The organism is Pseudomonas sp. MF6767 (assembly GCF_016405475.1).
GTDB classification, from domain to species: domain Bacteria; phylum Pseudomonadota; class Gammaproteobacteria; order Pseudomonadales; family Pseudomonadaceae; genus Aquipseudomonas; species Aquipseudomonas paracarnis.
In genome coordinates, this window is sequence record NZ_JAEKCY010000001.1 from 104711 (window position 1) to 119626 (window position 14916).

General features: G+C 60.0%; 13 protein-coding genes. 5 read left to right on the forward strand and 8 right to left on the reverse strand.

Annotated elements, in window-relative coordinates:
- Position 1: 1 nt before the first annotated feature.
- Both JFT58_RS00480 and JFT58_RS00485 read left to right on the forward strand, forming a co-directional pair.
- The gene (locus JFT58_RS00480; protein ID WP_233095377.1) at positions 2 to 1420 is read left to right on the forward strand and encodes a TolC family protein; all 1419 of its coding nucleotides are present in this window, start codon (positions 2 to 4) and stop codon (positions 1418 to 1420) included.
- The gene (locus JFT58_RS00485; protein WP_371264135.1) at positions 1404 to 2678 is read left to right on the forward strand and encodes an efflux RND transporter periplasmic adaptor subunit; all 1275 of its coding nucleotides are present in this window, start codon (positions 1404 to 1406) and stop codon (positions 2676 to 2678) included. Before JFT58_RS00480 ends, JFT58_RS00485 begins: the two co-directional genes overlap by 17 nt.
- A 57-nt stretch (positions 2679 to 2735) precedes the next feature.
- Here the strand turns inward: JFT58_RS00485 and fdhA are convergent, their stop codons facing one another.
- The 8 genes from fdhA to JFT58_RS00525 form a co-directional block, all read right to left on the reverse strand.
- Positions 2736 to 3935 (reverse strand): formaldehyde dehydrogenase, glutathione-independent, encoded by a 1200-nt coding sequence (gene fdhA / locus JFT58_RS00490; RefSeq protein WP_014720230.1) that lies wholly within the window; start codon positions 3933 to 3935, stop codon positions 2736 to 2738.
- Positions 3936 to 4128: 193 nt separating this feature from the next.
- On the reverse strand, positions 4129 to 4986 hold the full coding sequence (gene purU / locus JFT58_RS00495) for a formyltetrahydrofolate deformylase (protein WP_005792124.1): 858 nt from the start codon (positions 4984 to 4986) through the stop codon (positions 4129 to 4131).
- Positions 4987 to 5111: 125 nt separating this feature from the next.
- Positions 5112 to 5744: a sarcosine oxidase subunit gamma gene (locus JFT58_RS00500; RefSeq protein ID WP_014720232.1), complete on the reverse strand. Its 633-nt coding sequence runs from the start codon at positions 5742 to 5744 to the stop codon at positions 5112 to 5114.
- A 136-nt stretch (positions 5745 to 5880) separates the two neighbouring features.
- On the reverse strand, positions 5881 to 8898 hold the full coding sequence (locus JFT58_RS00505; protein WP_054896756.1) for a sarcosine oxidase subunit alpha: 3018 nt from the start codon (positions 8896 to 8898) through the stop codon (positions 5881 to 5883).
- Entirely contained in the window at positions 8895 to 9197 is a 303-nt protein-coding gene (locus tag JFT58_RS00510; protein WP_003194855.1) for a sarcosine oxidase subunit delta, read from the reverse strand. The genes JFT58_RS00505 and JFT58_RS00510 overlap by 4 nt, the downstream gene beginning before the upstream one ends.
- 15 nt (positions 9198 to 9212) lie before the next feature.
- Positions 9213 to 10463, reverse strand: coding sequence for a sarcosine oxidase subunit beta (locus JFT58_RS00515; protein ID WP_003176546.1), 1251 nt, complete (start codon positions 10461 to 10463; stop codon positions 9213 to 9215).
- A 22-nt stretch (positions 10464 to 10485) separates the two neighbouring features.
- Positions 10486 to 11739 (reverse strand): serine hydroxymethyltransferase, encoded by a 1254-nt coding sequence (gene glyA, locus JFT58_RS00520; RefSeq protein ID WP_017738444.1) that lies wholly within the window; start codon positions 11737 to 11739, stop codon positions 10486 to 10488.
- A gap of 258 nt (positions 11740 to 11997) precedes the next feature.
- A complete protein-coding gene (locus JFT58_RS00525; RefSeq protein ID WP_054896755.1) occupies positions 11998 to 12726 on the reverse strand; it encodes a TraX family protein in 729 nt (242 codons plus the stop codon).
- A 90-nt stretch (positions 12727 to 12816) separates the two neighbouring features.
- Between JFT58_RS00525 and JFT58_RS00530 the strand changes: the two genes are divergently transcribed.
- The 3 genes from JFT58_RS00530 (at position 12817) to JFT58_RS00540 (ending at position 14916) form a co-directional block, all read left to right on the forward strand.
- The gene (locus JFT58_RS00530; protein WP_003194862.1) at positions 12817 to 13857 is read left to right on the forward strand and encodes a threonine aldolase family protein; all 1041 of its coding nucleotides are present in this window, start codon (positions 12817 to 12819) and stop codon (positions 13855 to 13857) included.
- A 193-nt stretch (positions 13858 to 14050) separates the two neighbouring features.
- The gene (locus JFT58_RS30655) at positions 14051 to 14251 is read left to right on the forward strand and encodes a hypothetical protein (protein ID WP_034129068.1); all 201 of its coding nucleotides are present in this window, start codon (positions 14051 to 14053) and stop codon (positions 14249 to 14251) included.
- A gap of 131 nt (positions 14252 to 14382) precedes the next feature.
- Entirely contained in the window at positions 14383 to 14916 is a 534-nt protein-coding gene (locus JFT58_RS00540) for an REP-associated tyrosine transposase (protein ID WP_054896754.1), read from the forward strand.

The following is a 14916-nucleotide window of genomic DNA, read 5'->3' on the forward strand; positions in this document are numbered from 1 at the left end:
CCTGGTGCTGACCGCAGCGTTTTTCTTGTGTGTCCAGAATACCAAAGCCTCCTCGCTGTTAAGCGAGCAGACTATCGGCATGAGTCTGGCGGATGCCCTTTACCTTGGCCTGCGCAACAACCGTGAAATACGCAGCGCTTACTTGCAAAGGGAGGGCCAAAAATTCGACCTGCGCGTGGCTGAAGACGCGTTCAAGCCAAAACTCTTGCTCAAGAGTGAATACACAAACATCAGAAGCAGCGAAGACCAAGCTCGTCAACTCGCACTTACCCCCACGGCTACGTTGCTCGGACAGTACGGCACGCGCTTGAACGTGGGATGGACCCAGCAGCTCAACCATTCCGAGCAGGTGGGCCACCTGCGCAGCGACGGGATAAACCTGGAAATAATCCAACCGTTATTGCGCGGATCCGGCCCGGATGTCACCACCGCCCCCCTGCGGCTCGCAAGACTGTCAGAGCAAGCCAACCGCCTGAACCTCAAGGCGAATATTTCTCAAACGGTCTCCACCATCATCACAACCTATCGGGAGCTGATCAGGGCTCAGGAGCAACTGGGCATCGTCCAGGCGTCGCTTCAAAGGGCGCAGGCCTTGTTGACGGTGAACAAAGCACTGATCAACGCCGGGCGCATGGCTCAATTTGAAATCGTGCAGACCGAAGCTGACATCGCCGTCCAGGAACTGAGTGTCGAAGAAGCGCAAAACCAGCTGGATATTCAACGCCTCGCCCTGCTGCGCCTGCTGGCACTGGATTTGTCCACGAACATTCAGGCCACCGAGGCCGTACAGGCAACTCCACTGGAGGTCGATCTGCCACAAGCCATACACCTGGCGCAAGCTCAGCAAGCTCAGCAACCTCAGTACCTCTCCACATTGCTCAATGGCCAGCAGGCCGCGTTGGACATGATCCTCGCCAAGGATGCCGCTCGCTGGGACCTCTCTCTGGTGGCGGGTGCCAGTCAGGTGCGTGAGCACCCAGGCACCGGCTCTGCTCGGCGCTGGGAAAGCTATACCGGCCTTCAGTTGGAAATCCCCATCGGCGACATCAGCACCCGCCAAGCGCAGACACGTGCGCGTATCAATGTAGAACAACAGCAGTTGCTAATCGCCGACGCCCGTCAAGAATTGGAACGCAACGTCAGCAACGTAGTGCGCGAACTGGGCACCCGCTGGCGTCAATATGAAATCGCCCTGCGTGCCAACGAACTGTCCACGCGCAAGCTGGACATCGAGCGCGAAAAACTCAGCGTCGGGCGCTCCAGCAATTTTCAAATCATCAGTTTCGAAAACGATCTGCGCGATGCGGAAAATGCACGTATCAACGCACTCATCGCTTATCTGAACGCCCAGACGCAATTGGACGAAACCCTCGGCATGACCTTGGAAAAATGGGAGATTGCACTTGAAGGCCCACACTGAAAAGGCCTGTCACTCGCACTATTGGCGCATAGGTTCGATGATGCTGATAGCGTTGATTGGCGCTGCATTGATCGTGAAAAAAGTTGCGATTGCGCCGCCCCCCGCACCGCAATGGGTGAGCGTGCAAACCAAGCCAATGACACTACATATCGGCCTGGTCGGAAAATTCGAGCCTATCCAAACCATAGTGCTCAATGCACCATTCGAAGGCGTTATCCAGTCCCTCGAAGCCGAACAGGGCCAGTGGGTACAGAAAGGCCAAGCGCTTCTGAGCATGGACCCTACGCTGATCGAGCTGCAGTTACGCGAAGCCCTGTCCGGGCAACTCAAAGCCCAACGAACCGTGCACGAGTTGAACAATTGGGAAAATGGCACTCAAGTCACACGAGCGCGTCGTGCGTTACGCACCGCCGACATCTCACTGAGCAACCTGGAAGGCAGGCTACGAGAAAACCGCCATCTGTTCGAACGCGGCATTATTGCGCGCAACGAACTTGACGAACTGGAGCAGCAAACGAAGTTGCAACGACTTGAACGCAGCAGCGCTCAAAACGAGCTGAACGCGTTATTAGACGAAGGGAAAGGGCAGGCTCGGCAGATTGCCGAAATGGAGCTGACCAATGCCACGGTGAGGTACGAACAGCTGCAACGGTTGATTGCCAAACAAGTCGTGGTAGCACCGTTCACCGGCGTTATTGTTCCTGTAAATGCCGCACAAGGGGCCGAAGTAACGCCTCTCGTACAGACCGGCTCAAGGGTCAGTCAGAATCAGGCTCTGCTGGGTTTGGCCAATACCGAAACACTGAAGATCGTCACTACGGCATCCGAGCTGGATATCAACCAGCTGCAACCGGGACAGCGCGTTGAAATCCTGGGTGATGGATTTCTCGGCGAGCCGCTGCTTGGCCATGTGCAAGCGGTCGGCAACCTGGCCTTGCCCAGCGATGACCCCGGTGACAGTGCACTGTTTCCCGTCACACTGAGCGTGGCGGCATTGACGCCAGGACAGGCCAAGCGTATCCGTCCCGGTATGAGCGCACGCCTGAACATCACGGCCTACCACAATGAACAGGCCATCATCGTGGCGCCCGAAGCGATAAGCCAGGAAGGCAGTGAAATGGTCGTGATTTACCGTAAAGGCGAGGGCCAGCCGATTGAACGCCGGATCGTAGAGGTGGGCCATGCCAACGCCGAGGGCGTAGAAGTTTTTGGTCTTGCACCCGGGCAGGTGAGCCTTGGCAGCTCATCGCGAGAATGATGCGCGTCTTTGTTAAACAAAGGGCGACCCGCGGGTCGCCCTTTGTTTGCTTTGCCTTTACGCCGCACTGAACAGCTTGTGCGGATCAATCACAAACTTCTTCGGTACACCCGCATCGAACTCGCCATAGCCACGTGGCGCATCATCAAGGCTGATCACCTGCACGCCGACGATCTCAGCGATGTTGATACGGTCCCACATGATCGCCTGCATCAGTTGGCGGTTGTACTTCATCACTGGCGTCTGCCCGGTGTGGAAGCTGTGGGATTTGGCCCAGCCCAGACCAAAGCGAATGCTCAGGCTGCCCATTTTTGCGGCGGCATCGACAGCACCTGGATCTTCGGTCACATACAGGCCTGGGATACCGATCTTGCCTGCCACACGTACCACGCCCATCAGCGAGTTGAGCACGGTGGCCGGGGCTTCGGCCTTGACGCCGTCGTGGCCGTGGCCGCGTGCTTCGAAGCCCACGCAGTCAACGGCACAGTCCACTTCGGGCTCGCCCAATAGCGCGGCGATTTGTTCGTGCAGCGGGGTGTCGGTGGACAGGTCGACCACTTCAAAACCCTGAGCCTTGGCGTGGGCCAGGCGGATCGAGTTGACGTCGCCGATGATCACCACCGCTGCACCCAGCAAGCGAGCGGAGGCGGCAGCCGCCAGACCCACCGGGCCGGCACCCGCGATGTAGACAGTGCTGCCTGGGCCGACGCCGGCAGTAACAGCGCCGTGGTAGCCAGTGGGCAGGATGTCGGAGAGGCAGGTCAGGTCACGGATTTTCTCCATGGCCTTGTCACGGTCCGGCAGTTTCAGCAGGTTGAAGTCGGCATACGGCACCAGCACGTACTCGGCCTGGCCGCCGGTCCAGTCGCCCATGTCCACGTAGCCGTAGGCGCCACCGGCACGGGCCGGGTTGACGGTCAGGCAGACGCCGGTGTGTTGTTCCTTGCACGAACGGCAGCGGCCGCACGCGACGTTGAACGGCACGGACACCAGGTCGCCGATTTTCAGGTTCTCGACGTCGCTGCCCTTCTCGATGACTTCACCGGTGATTTCATGACCGAGCACCAGGCCGGTCTGGGCCGTGGTGCGCCCACGCACCATGTGTTGGTCGGAGCCGCAGATGTTGGTGGAGACCACGCGCAGGATGACGCCGTGCTCAATCTTCCTGCCACGGGGGTCCTGCATTTTGGGATAGTCGATTTTCTGTACTTCGACCTTACCGTTGCCGAGATACACGACACCACGATTACCAGACATGCTTTCACCTCGCTGTTGTTTTTATGGAACTGCGTTGCCCTTGGGGCAGCGCGTTAAGTGCTCGGGTACAGATGCTGTTTCTTGTGTTGCTTGTAAGGGCCTCATCGCAGGCAAGCCAGCTCCCACAGTGGATCGGGTTCCAACCTTGGAATGCTGTCGAATGTGGGAGCGGGCTTGCTCGCGAAGGCGTCAGTCAGAGCACCACCGTGCGATTGGCGTTCAAGAACACCCGCCGCTCGATGTGATACCCCACCGCCCGCGCCAATGTGAGCCCTTCGATATCCCGCCCCTTGGCAATCAAATCTTCGGGATAGTGGCTGTGATCCACCACTTCCACGCCCTGGGCGATGATCGGCCCTTCATCCAGATCGTTGTTGATGTAATGCGCCGTGGCGCCCACCAGTTTCACACCCTTGTTGTACGCCTGGTGATAAGGCTTGGCGCCCTTGAAGCCCGGCAGCAACGAGTGGTGAATGTTGATGGCCTTGCCGTCCAGCTTGCGACACAGCTCTGGTGACAGCACTTGCATGTAGCGCGCAAGGATCACCAGTTCGGCGCCGGTGTCTTCCACCACTTGCCACACCTGGCGCTCCTGGGACGGTTTGTCGTTGGGGTCGAGGGGGAAATGGTAGTAGGGAATCTGGTGCCAATCAGCCAAGGGTTTCAGATCGGGATGGTTGGACACCACCGCGACTACATCCATCGACAACTGGCCGATGCGCTGGCGATACAGCAGGTCGTTGAGGCAGTGATCGGCCTTGGAGACCATGATCACCACTTTGGGCCGGTAGTTCGGCGCCGTCAGTTCGAAGATCATGCCAAAGGCTTCACCACGGGTGGCCAAGCCATCCCGGAACGCCTGCTCGTCAAAGCCGTCAGGCTGACGGAACTCAACACGAATGAAAAACCGTCCCGAGAGGCGGTCATCAAACGAATGGTGCTCGGTGACGTAGCAGCCTTGCTCAAACAGGTAGCGGGTGACCGCGTCCACCGTGCCGAGCACGCTGGGGCAGTCGGCGGTCAAAATCCATGTATCGGGTGCGCGGCTCATGGGTCACTCCTCAGGCTGATCGTTCCCACGCTTTGCGTGGGAATGCCGCCATGGACGCTCTGCGTCCGCTTTTGGGACGCGGGGCGTCCCGGTATGCATTCCCACGCGGAGCGTGGGAATGATCATCATGCGACAACGCTCAGGCCGAACTCAGCCGAGGCATCCTGCAACCACAACCACCAGTAATCCGAGAAGCTGCGACGGATCAGCAGTTCCCAGGTGTCTTCAGCCGTATGACGGATCACCAGTTGCGACTTGGCGAACACCGTACCCACGGCTTTGCCGACCGGAAAGTTGTTGGGGTGTACGTCGTAGCTGGTGGACTTCATCAGCACATCGCGCACATTCGGGCCGCTCAGTTCAAGAATCTGCTGGCCGCCGCTGACGTTGACGATCTGGATATGCAGGTCGCCCAGGGCGGCGCGCAGGTTTTGCTCGGCGGCAAACTCTTCACCGCTCGGCACGATCAACAGCCACTCATCCGGGCCGAGCCACTGAAGGCTGGTTTCACCTTTGAAGACCACACTCAGCGGGCCGGGCAGTTCGATACCGACGGCCTTGTGTACGCCGGCGGCGAAGGCGGCGTCGTGGCCATCGCCACGGATAGTCAGGTGGCCGAGGAGTTTCTTTTCACGCACGGTCACGCCGGCATTCTTGCGGCCCTTGCCGACCAGGCTGGCAAGGTCGGCATGGTGCAGCGACGACTCGGCCTTGGCGCCGGTGGTGGGGCGTTGTTGGTAAACATTGGCTGCTGTCATAAAGCACCTGTTCTGAATTCTGTTGATCGTTCCCACGCTCCGCGTGGGAATGCCGCCATGGACGCTCTGCGTCCGCCCTTGGGGCGCAGAGCGCCCCGGAATGCATTCCCACGCAGAGCGTGGGAACGATCAGGTGTCAGACGTTCTGCCGATCACCTTTGGGGTCAAAGAACACCGAAGACACAATCTCGGCTTCGATCACGCTGCCATCCGCTTGCGGCGAGAACACCCGCTCACCGATGCGCTTCAAGCCGCCCTTCACCACACCCATGGCAAACGAATAGCCCAGGGAGTTATGCGCATAACTTGAGGTAACGTGACCCACCATCTTCATCGGAATCGTCTGCTTCGGATCGAACACCAACTGCGCGCCTTCCGGCAGCCACACGTTCGGGTCGATCGGCTTGAGCCCCACCAACTGCTTGCGCTCTTCACGCACGCAGTCTTCACGGTTCATCCCGCGCCAGCCGATCCACGAGAACGGCTTGGTACGGCCAACGCACCAGCCCATGTTCAGGTCGTCCGGGGTCATCGAGCCGTCGGTGTCTTGCCCGACGATGATGAAGCCCTTCTCGGCCCGCAGTACGTGCATGGTCTCGGTGCCGTACGGGGTCAGGTTGTACTTTTTGCCGGCCTCGACGATCTTTTCCAGCACGCCCATGGCGTAGTCGGCCTGCACGTTGACTTCGTACGACAGCTCACCGGTAAACGAGATACGGAACACCCGCGCCGGCACGCCGCCCACCAGGCCTTCCTTCCAGGTCATGAACGGGAAACCGTCCTTGTCCAGGTCGATGTCGGTGACTTCACTGAGCAGCTTGCGGCTGTTGGGGCCCGACAGGGTCATGGTTGCCCAATGGTCGGTGACCGAGGTGAAGTACACCTTGAGGTCCGGCCATTCGGTCTGCTGGTAGATTTCCAGCCACTGCAGCACGCGGGCGGCGCCGCCGGTGGTGGTGGTCATCAGGAAGTGGTTATCGGCCAGACAGGCAGTGACGCCGTCATCGAACACCATGCCGTCTTCCTTGCACATCAGGCCGTAGCGCGCCTTGCCCACATCGAGCTTGGTCCAGGCGTTGCTGTAGATGCGGTTAAGGAACTCACGGGCATCCGGACCTTGAATGTCGATCTTGCCGAGGGTGGAGGCATCCAGCAGGCCGACGCTGTCACGCACGGCCAGGCATTCGCGCTTCACTGCCGCGTGCAGGTCTTCACCGTTACGCGGGAAATACCACGGGCGTTTCCACTGGCCGACGTCTTCAAACTCGGCGCCGTTCTTCACGTGCCAGGCTTGCAGCGCGGTGTAGCGCACCGGTTCGAAAATGTGCCCACAGTGACGGCCCGCTACGGCGCCGAAAGTGACCGGCGTGTAGTTGGGACGGAACATGGTGGTGCCCATCTGCGGGATGGTCACGTTCAGCGAACGGGCGGCGATGGCCAGGCCGTTGACGTTACCCAGCTTGCCCTGGTCGGTGCCGAAGCCCAGCGCGGTGTAGCGTTTGACGTGCTCCACCGACTCGAAACCTTCGCGGGTGGCCAGTTCGATGGCGGCGGCGGTCACGTCGTTTTGCAGGTCGACAAATTGCTTTGGCGCCCGTGCGGTAGCTTTTTCGTGGGGTACCTGGAACAGCGCCAGGGTGGGTTCTTCAAGACGACTCAAGGCTTTTGGCAGCGTGCCTTCAACCGGGGCAAAACCGGCTTCGCTGGCCGCACGCACGCCGCCTTCAAAGCCATCGGCGAGGGAGTCGCCAAGGCCGTAGACACCGTTGATGCCACCCACGCACACGCGCTTTTGCGGTGCTTCGCCGGGTACAAACCCGAGAATATCTTCACGCCAGGTCGGCTTGCCGCCCAGGTGCGAGGCCAGGTGCACCACCGGGCTGTAACCGCCGGAGCTGGCGACCAGGTCGCAGTCCAGCCACTCGCCGGGGCTGGTGACTTTGTGCGCCTTGACGTCGATGGCTGCCACGCGGGCACCGGTCACGTGCTTACTGCCACGGGCCTCGATCACGGCGCTGCCGGTGAGGATGCGAATGCCTTTGGCGCGAGCTTCTTCAACCAGAGCCCCGCGTGGGTTGTGGCGCGCATCGGCCACCGCAACAACGGTGAGGCCCGCATCGAACCAATCCAGCGCAACGCGGTAGGCATGATCGTTGTTGGTCGACAGCAGCAGCTTTTTACCCGGTGCCACGCCGTAGCGACGCACGTAGGTAGACACCGCACCCGCGAGCATATTGCCCGGCACATCGTTGTTGCCATACACCAGCGGACGCTCGCACGCACCGGTGGCCAGCACCACACGCTTGGCACGCACACGGTGGATACGCTGACGCACCACGCCAATCGGCGCACGATCACCGAGATGGTCGGTGAGACGCTCGTGAATGGTCAGGAAGTTATGGTCGTGGTAACCGTTGACGGTGGCGCGGGGCAGCAGCACCACGTCCGGCAGGGCTTTCAATTCGGCAATGACGCTGGCAACCCATTCAGTGGCCGGCTTGCCGTCGAGGCTTTCGCGCGAATCGAGCAGCGAACCACCGAACTCTTCCTGCTCGTCGGCGATGATCACACGGGCACCGCTGCGCGCAGCGGCCAGCGCAGCCGCGAGGCCCGCAGGGCCTGCGCCCACGACCAGCACGTCGCAATGACGGTTGAAGTTGTCATAGGTGTCCGGGTCGTTCTCGGTGGGCGACCGGCCAAGGCCTGCCGCCTTGCGGATGTACTTCTCGTAGGTCATCCAGAACGATTGCGGGTACATGAAGGTTTTGTAGTAGAAACCCGGCGGCATCAGCTTGCCGCCGACCTTGCCGAGAATCCCCATCATGTCGTTGTTCACGCTCGGCCAGCCGTTGGTGCTGGTAGCAACCAAGCCTTGGTACAGCGCCTGTTGGGTGGCGCGCACGTTGGGGATCTGCGTGGCTTCGGTGGCGCCGATCTGCAGCACCGCGTTCGGCTCTTCGGCGCCCGCGGCAAAGATGCCCCTTGGGCGCGAGTACTTGAAGCTGCGGCCAATGATGTCGACACCGTTGGCCAGCAGGGCTGCGGCCAGGGTGTCGCCTTCAAAACCCTTGTAGCTCTGACCGTTGAACGTAAACGTCAGGACTTTATTACGGTCGATGCGGCCACCGTTGGACAGGCGATTGATCTGGCTCATACCTTCTCTCCAGAGGCCTTGGCGGTGAACTGAGGCTTCTCACCGATCTTGTAGGTTTCAAGAATTTCGTAGGTCACAGTGTCGCGGGTGGCGTTGAAATACTGACGGCAACCGGCGGCATGGATCCACAGTTCGTGGTGCAGGCCGCGCGGGTTATCGCGAAAGAACATGTAGTCGCCCCACTGCTCGTCGGTGCAGGCATTCGGGTCCAGCGGGCGCGGGATGTGCGCTTGGCCGGACGCGTGGAATTCCTCTTCGGAGCGCAGTTCGCCACAGTGAGGACAGAAGATATGCAACATAGGGGATTTCTCCTGTTAGTGGGCGACGGCCGCAGCGCCGTGTTCGTCGATCAACGCACCGTTGTGGAAACGGTCGATGGAAAAAGGTGCGGCCAGTGGGTGCATTTCACCCTTGGCCAGGCTGGCGGCAAACACGTTGCCTGAGCCTGGGGTGGCCTTGAAGCCGCCCGTACCCCAACCGCAGTTGAAGAACATGTTCGGTACCGGGGTTTTGGAGATGATCGGGCAGGCATCCGGCGTGGTGTCGACGATGCCGCCCCACTGGCGGTTCATGCGCACCCGTGACAGCACCGGGAACATCTCGACGATGGCCTGGATGGTGTGCTCGATCACCGGGTACGAACCGCGCTGGCCGTAGCCGTTGTAGCCGTCGATACCGGCGCCGATCACCAGGTCGCCCTTGTCGGATTGGCTGATGTAGCCATGCACGGCGTTGGACATGATCACGCTGTCGATAATCGGCTTGATCGGCTCCGACACCAACGCTTGCAGCGGGTGGGATTCGATCGGCAGGCGAAAGCCCGCCAGCGAGGCCATGTGCCCGGAGTTACCGGCAGTGACCACACCGACGCGCTTGGCGCCGATAAAGCCCTTGTTGGTTTCCACACCGATGCACACGCCGTTTTCCTTGCGGAAGCCGATCACTTCGGTCTGCTGGATCAGGTCCACGCCGAGTGCGTCGGCGGCGCGGGCAAAGCCCCAGGCCACGGCATCGTGACGAGCCACGCCGCCGCGACGTTGCACGGTGGCACCGAGTACGGGGTAACGGGTGTTCTTGGAGCAATCCAGATACGGGATTTCATCGGCCACTTGCTGGGCATTCAGCAGCTCGCCGTCCACACCGTTGAGGCGGTTGGCGCTCACGCGGCGTTCGGAGTCACGGATGTCCTGCAGGGTGTGGCACAGGTTGTACACGCCACGCTGGGAGAACATCACGTTGTAGTTCAGGTCCTGGGACAAACCTTCCCAGAGTTTCATGGCGTGTTCGTACAGGTGCGCCGACTCGTCCCACAGGTAGTTGGAACGCACGATGGTGGTGTTGCGCGCGGTGTTACCGCCGCCCAGCCAGCCTTTCTCGACCACCGCCACGTTGGTGATGCCGTGTTCCTTGGCCAGGTAGTAAGCGGTCGCCAGACCATGCCCGCCGCCGCCGACGATGACCACGTCGTAGACCTTTTTCGGGGTCGGCGTGCGCCACATCTTCTGCCAGTTTTCGTGATGGCTGAGGGAGTGCTTGAAGAGGCCGAAGCCTGAGTAGCGTTGCATAGTCATTACTCCAAAACCGCGCTCAGCGATAAACCGGGAAATCAGCGCACAGGGCAGACACGTGCTTGGCCACGTTGGCCTCGACGTCGGCGTCGCCGAGGTTGTCGAGGATGTCGCAGATCCAGCCGGCCAGCTCGATGCATTGCGGCACCTTGAAACCACGGGTGGTCACCGCCGGGGTACCGATGCGCAGGCCCGAGGTCACGAACGGCGACTGCGGGTCATTCGGCACCGCGTTTTTGTTGACGGTGATGTGGGCGCGACCCAGAGCGGCATCCGCCTCTTTGCCGGTGAGGCCTTGGCGGATCAGGCTGACCAGGAACAGGTGGTTGTCGGTGCCGCCGGAGACCACATCGTAGCCACGCTTGATGAACACCTCGGCCATGGCCTGGGCGTTATCGATCACTTGCTGCTGGTACGCCTTGAAGCCGGGCTCGAGCGCTTCCTTGAAGCACACGGCCTTGCCGGCGATCACGTGCATCAGCGGGCCGCCCTGGGCGCCGGGGAATACCGCAGCGTTGAGTTTCTTTTCGATTTCTTCGTTGGCCTTGGCCAGGATCAAACCGCCCCGTGGACCGCGCAGGGTTTTGTGGGTGGTGGTGGTGACCACGTCGGCGTAAGGCAGCGGGTTCGGGTACAGGCCAGCGGCAACCAGGCCGGCAACGTGGGCCATGTCGACGAACAGCAGCGCGCCTACCTTGTCGGCGATCTGACGGAAGCGTGGGAAATCCAGGGTCTTGGAGTAGGCCGAGAACCCTGCCACGACCATCTTCGGCTTGTGCTCGACCGCCAGGCGCTCGACTTCGTCGTAGTCGATCAGGCCGGTGTCGGTGTTGATGCCGTATTGCACCGCGTTGTACAGCTTGCCCGAGGACGACACTTTGGCGCCGTGGGTCAGGTGACCGCCGTGGGCCAGGCTCATGCCCAGGATGGTGTCGCCGGCATTGATCAGCGCCAGGTACACGGCGCTGTTGGCGGAGGAACCGGAGTGCGGTTGCACGTTGGCGTAATCGGCGCCGAACAGCTGCTTGGCGCGTTCGATGGCCAGGGCTTCGACCTTGTCCACATGTTCGCAGCCGCCGTAGTAGCGCTTGCCCGGGTAGCCTTCGGCGTATTTGTTGGTAAGGCCACTGCCTTGAGCTTCCATCACGCGCTTGCTGGTGTAGTTCTCCGACGCGATCAGCTCGATATGATCTTCCTGGCGCTGCTCCTCGGCATTCATCGCCGCCAGCAGTGCGTCGTCATATCCCTGGATCTGGTCTTGTTTGCTGAACATCGCGTCTCTCCCAGCCTTTCGTATTGTTGAGGCCCTCGCAGGGCCCTTTGATGCGATGGTAGGGCTGGCGCGTGCGGGCCAAATGCCTGCGCACGCCACGCAAAGGTGCGTTTACGACATGGCCTGAGCAAATGCTAACTGGGTGCCTACAAACTGTAGGAGCGAGCTTGCTCGCGAAAAACCTGAGGGCGCCGCGTTCAATCAGGCAGCCCGCGTTATTGTTGACGTTTTTCGCGAGCAAGCTCGCCCCTACAAGGGCTAGGCAATGAGCTTGCGAACGAGTAGCAACAGAAGAAAATGCATGGGATACAGGGCATAGGCCCAGCGTCGCATGGCGGGGGGGTTGGCGTTTTTGCCATGTCGCAATAAGACCAATCCTGCCAGCGGCGCAATCAGACATGCAGCCAACCCCGACAGCGCCACAAGCGTGCCGCTATTGAGCAGAATCTGCCACTGATTGGCGGCGACGCAGACTAAACCCGGCAGCACGCTGAAATACCAGGGCCGGCGAAACACCAGCAATATCGCCAGTGGCAGCAATACACCAAAGAAACCGAACATCAACTGGTGTGAAAACACGGCCGCCATTGTGACGGCGATCAGCGCCAATCCTCGATCAACCAACGCCTTTTGCTGCCAACCTCGGGCAACCAGCATGCCCAGCGCCAGGGTCGGCAACACGTTCAAGGTATCGGCATCTTCGATGAACATCCGATAAGGCACTTCGCTGATCACGCTGAACAGCAGCAACCAACCCAGGTAGCGCCAATGGCCCGTCACTGGTGCGTAACGGACACGGTGCAAATTGGCCGCAATCGCCAGGCAAAACCATGGAAACGCCAGGCGCCCCGGCACATATAGCCCATCCAGGCTCAGCCCCACATAGCGCAAATGATCGAGCACCATACTCAACAGCGCCAGCCACTTGAGCAGATCCAAAGCGCCATCTCGGACAGGACCGACAGGCAAGGTTTCAGTACCGTGCATAATTCCCCAACGACTTTGCATTTACAGTGCGTGCGTGCCCCCGGCAATCTTGGGTAAAGTGCGCACCAACATCGACCACAGGAACGGGCCATGACCGACAAGAGCCAACAATTTGCCAGCGACAACTATTCCGGCATCTGCCCGGAAGCCTGGGCCGCCATGGAACAAGCCAACCAGGGCCATCAACGTGCCTACGGCGATGATGAATGGACCCACCGCGCCGCCGACGGTTTCCGCAATCTATTCGAGACCGACTGCGAGGTGTTCTTCGCCTTCAACGGTACAGCTGCCAACTCCCTGGCGCTGTCCTCGTTGTGCCAGAGCTACCATAGCGTGATTTGCTCGGAAACCGCCCACGTCGAGACCGACGAATGCGGCGCGCCGGAGTTTTTCTCCAACGGCTCCAAATTGTTGGTTGCCCGCACCGAAAACGGCAAGCTGACCCCGGAGTCGATCCGTGAGATCGCCCTCAAGCGCCAGGACATCCACTACCCCAAACCCCGCGTAGTCACCCTGACCCAAGCCACCGAAGTCGGCAGCGTGTACACCCCGGAAGAAATCCGCGCCATCAGCGCCACCTGCAAGGAGCTGGGCCTGAACCTGCACATGGACGGCGCACGCTTCGCCAACGCCTGCGCATTCCTGGGTTGCTCCCCGGCCGACCTGACCTGGAAAGCCGGCGTCGACGTGCTGTGCTTTGGTGGTACCAAAAACGGCATGGCGGTGGGTGAAGCCATCCTGTTCTTCAATCACAAACTGGCTGAAGACTTCGACTACCGCTGCAAACAGGCCGGTCAGTTGGCGTCGAAAATGCGCTTTCTTTCTGCGCCATGGGTGGGCCTGCTGGAAAATGACGCCTGGCTCAAGCATGCACGCCACGCCAACCATTGCGCGCAATTGCTGAGCAGCCTGGTAGCGGATATTCCCGGCGTGGAATTGATGTTCCCGGTACAGGCCAACGGCGTGTTCCTGCAACTCTCCGAGCCCGCGATTGCAGCGCTGACTGCCAAGGGCTGGCGTTTCTACACCTTCATCGGCAAAGGCGGTGCGCGCTTCATGTGTGCGTGGGATACCGAGGAAGAGCGTGTAAGGGAATTGGCTGCCGATATTCGGGAAGTGATGAACGCTTAACGTACGAATTCGGCCAGTTGGTACTGGCCGATTGCTGAGACTGTTTTTTGATATTTCTGAGAGCCACGCAGCTCGTTTTCATTGTCTAGCCTCTCGTTACCCGCAAGGAAAACGCAGCGGTAACTGCCACCTTGCGGGTTTCACCGCCAGCCGAATAATCGGCGGCAAAGGCACATCAATGGAGAGCTTTATCATGGAATATCAAAGCAATGGCAACACACTGCAAAGCGGCGGCAGCACTAGCACCACGGTCATTGACTGGGATGAGTTCAGGAAACACGCCAAGGTCGGGGACACCATTCAGGAGTCATCAAGGACGCTGACCATCTACGACAAAGCCTACGAATTGACAAACTCAGGCCAGCACTTCGTTGTCCATATCTATGCCCAATAACTGTTAACACCCAAGGCTCGCGTCGCAGACTCCCGACCTGCGACGCGACGCTGAATCATGATCGTTCCCACGCTCCGCGTGGGAATGCCTCCTCGGACGCTCCGCGTCCACCCGAAATCAAGGATGAACACGTGGGCAGAAGCCGCTATGTCATCACCGAACCCGAAAAACCCCACTTCCTCACCTGCACTGTCATGGAATGGCTCCCCCTCTTCACCCGCAACTACCTGGTGGACCATCTTCTGGATTGCTGGCGATATCAACAAAGCAACCACGCTTTAAACTTGTTTGGTTACGTCATCCTGGAAAATCACTTGCACTTTATTGCTCAAGCGCCCGATCTGGGAAAGTGCGTCAGCCAATTCAAATCCTTCACCGCCCGCACCATCATTGACGACCTGCAAAGCAAAGGCGCGGAGCGGATATTGCAGCGCCTGCGTTTCTGCAAGCGTGCACACAAGACAGATCGTGTTTATCAACTGTGGCAGGAAGGTTCACATGCGGAGTTGGTTTACAGCGAGGCAGTCATGCGCCAGAAGCTTGATTACATCCATCACAACCCCATAAAGCGGGGCTATGTGGACCTGGCTGAACACTGGCGTTACTCCAGCGCGCGCAACTATGCAGGTATGCCAGGCCTGATCGACATCCAACCTTGGCTCTGA

Bases quoted from the DNA above. Each gene is read 5' to 3' on its own strand.
- fdhA (WP_014720230.1), bottom strand. From the start codon at position 3,935: ATGTCTGGTAATCGTGGTGTCGTGTATCTCGGCAACGGTAAGGTCGAA.
- purU (WP_005792124.1), bottom strand. From the start codon at position 4,986: ATGAGCCGCGCACCCGATACATGGATTTTGACCGCCGACTGCCCCAGC.
- JFT58_RS00500 (WP_014720232.1), bottom strand. From the start codon at position 5,744: ATGACAGCAGCCAATGTTTACCAACAACGCCCCACCACCGGCGCCAAG.
- JFT58_RS00505 (WP_054896756.1), bottom strand. From the start codon at position 8,898: ATGAGCCAGATCAATCGCCTGTCCAACGGTGGCCGCATCGACCGTAAT.
- JFT58_RS00510 (WP_003194855.1), bottom strand. From the start codon at position 9,197: ATGTTGCATATCTTCTGTCCTCACTGTGGCGAACTGCGCTCCGAAGAG.
- JFT58_RS00515 (WP_003176546.1), bottom strand. From the start codon at position 10,463: ATGCAACGCTACTCAGGCTTCGGCCTCTTCAAGCACTCCCTCAGCCAT.
- glyA (WP_017738444.1), bottom strand. From the start codon at position 11,739: ATGTTCAGCAAACAAGACCAGATCCAGGGATATGACGACGCACTGCTG.
- JFT58_RS00525 (WP_054896755.1), bottom strand. From the start codon at position 12,726: ATGCACGGTACTGAAACCTTGCCTGTCGGTCCTGTCCGAGATGGCGCT.
- JFT58_RS00530 (WP_003194862.1), top strand. From the start codon at position 12,817: ATGACCGACAAGAGCCAACAATTTGCCAGCGACAACTATTCCGGCATC.
- JFT58_RS30655 (WP_034129068.1), top strand. From the start codon at position 14,051: ATGGAATATCAAAGCAATGGCAACACACTGCAAAGCGGCGGCAGCACT.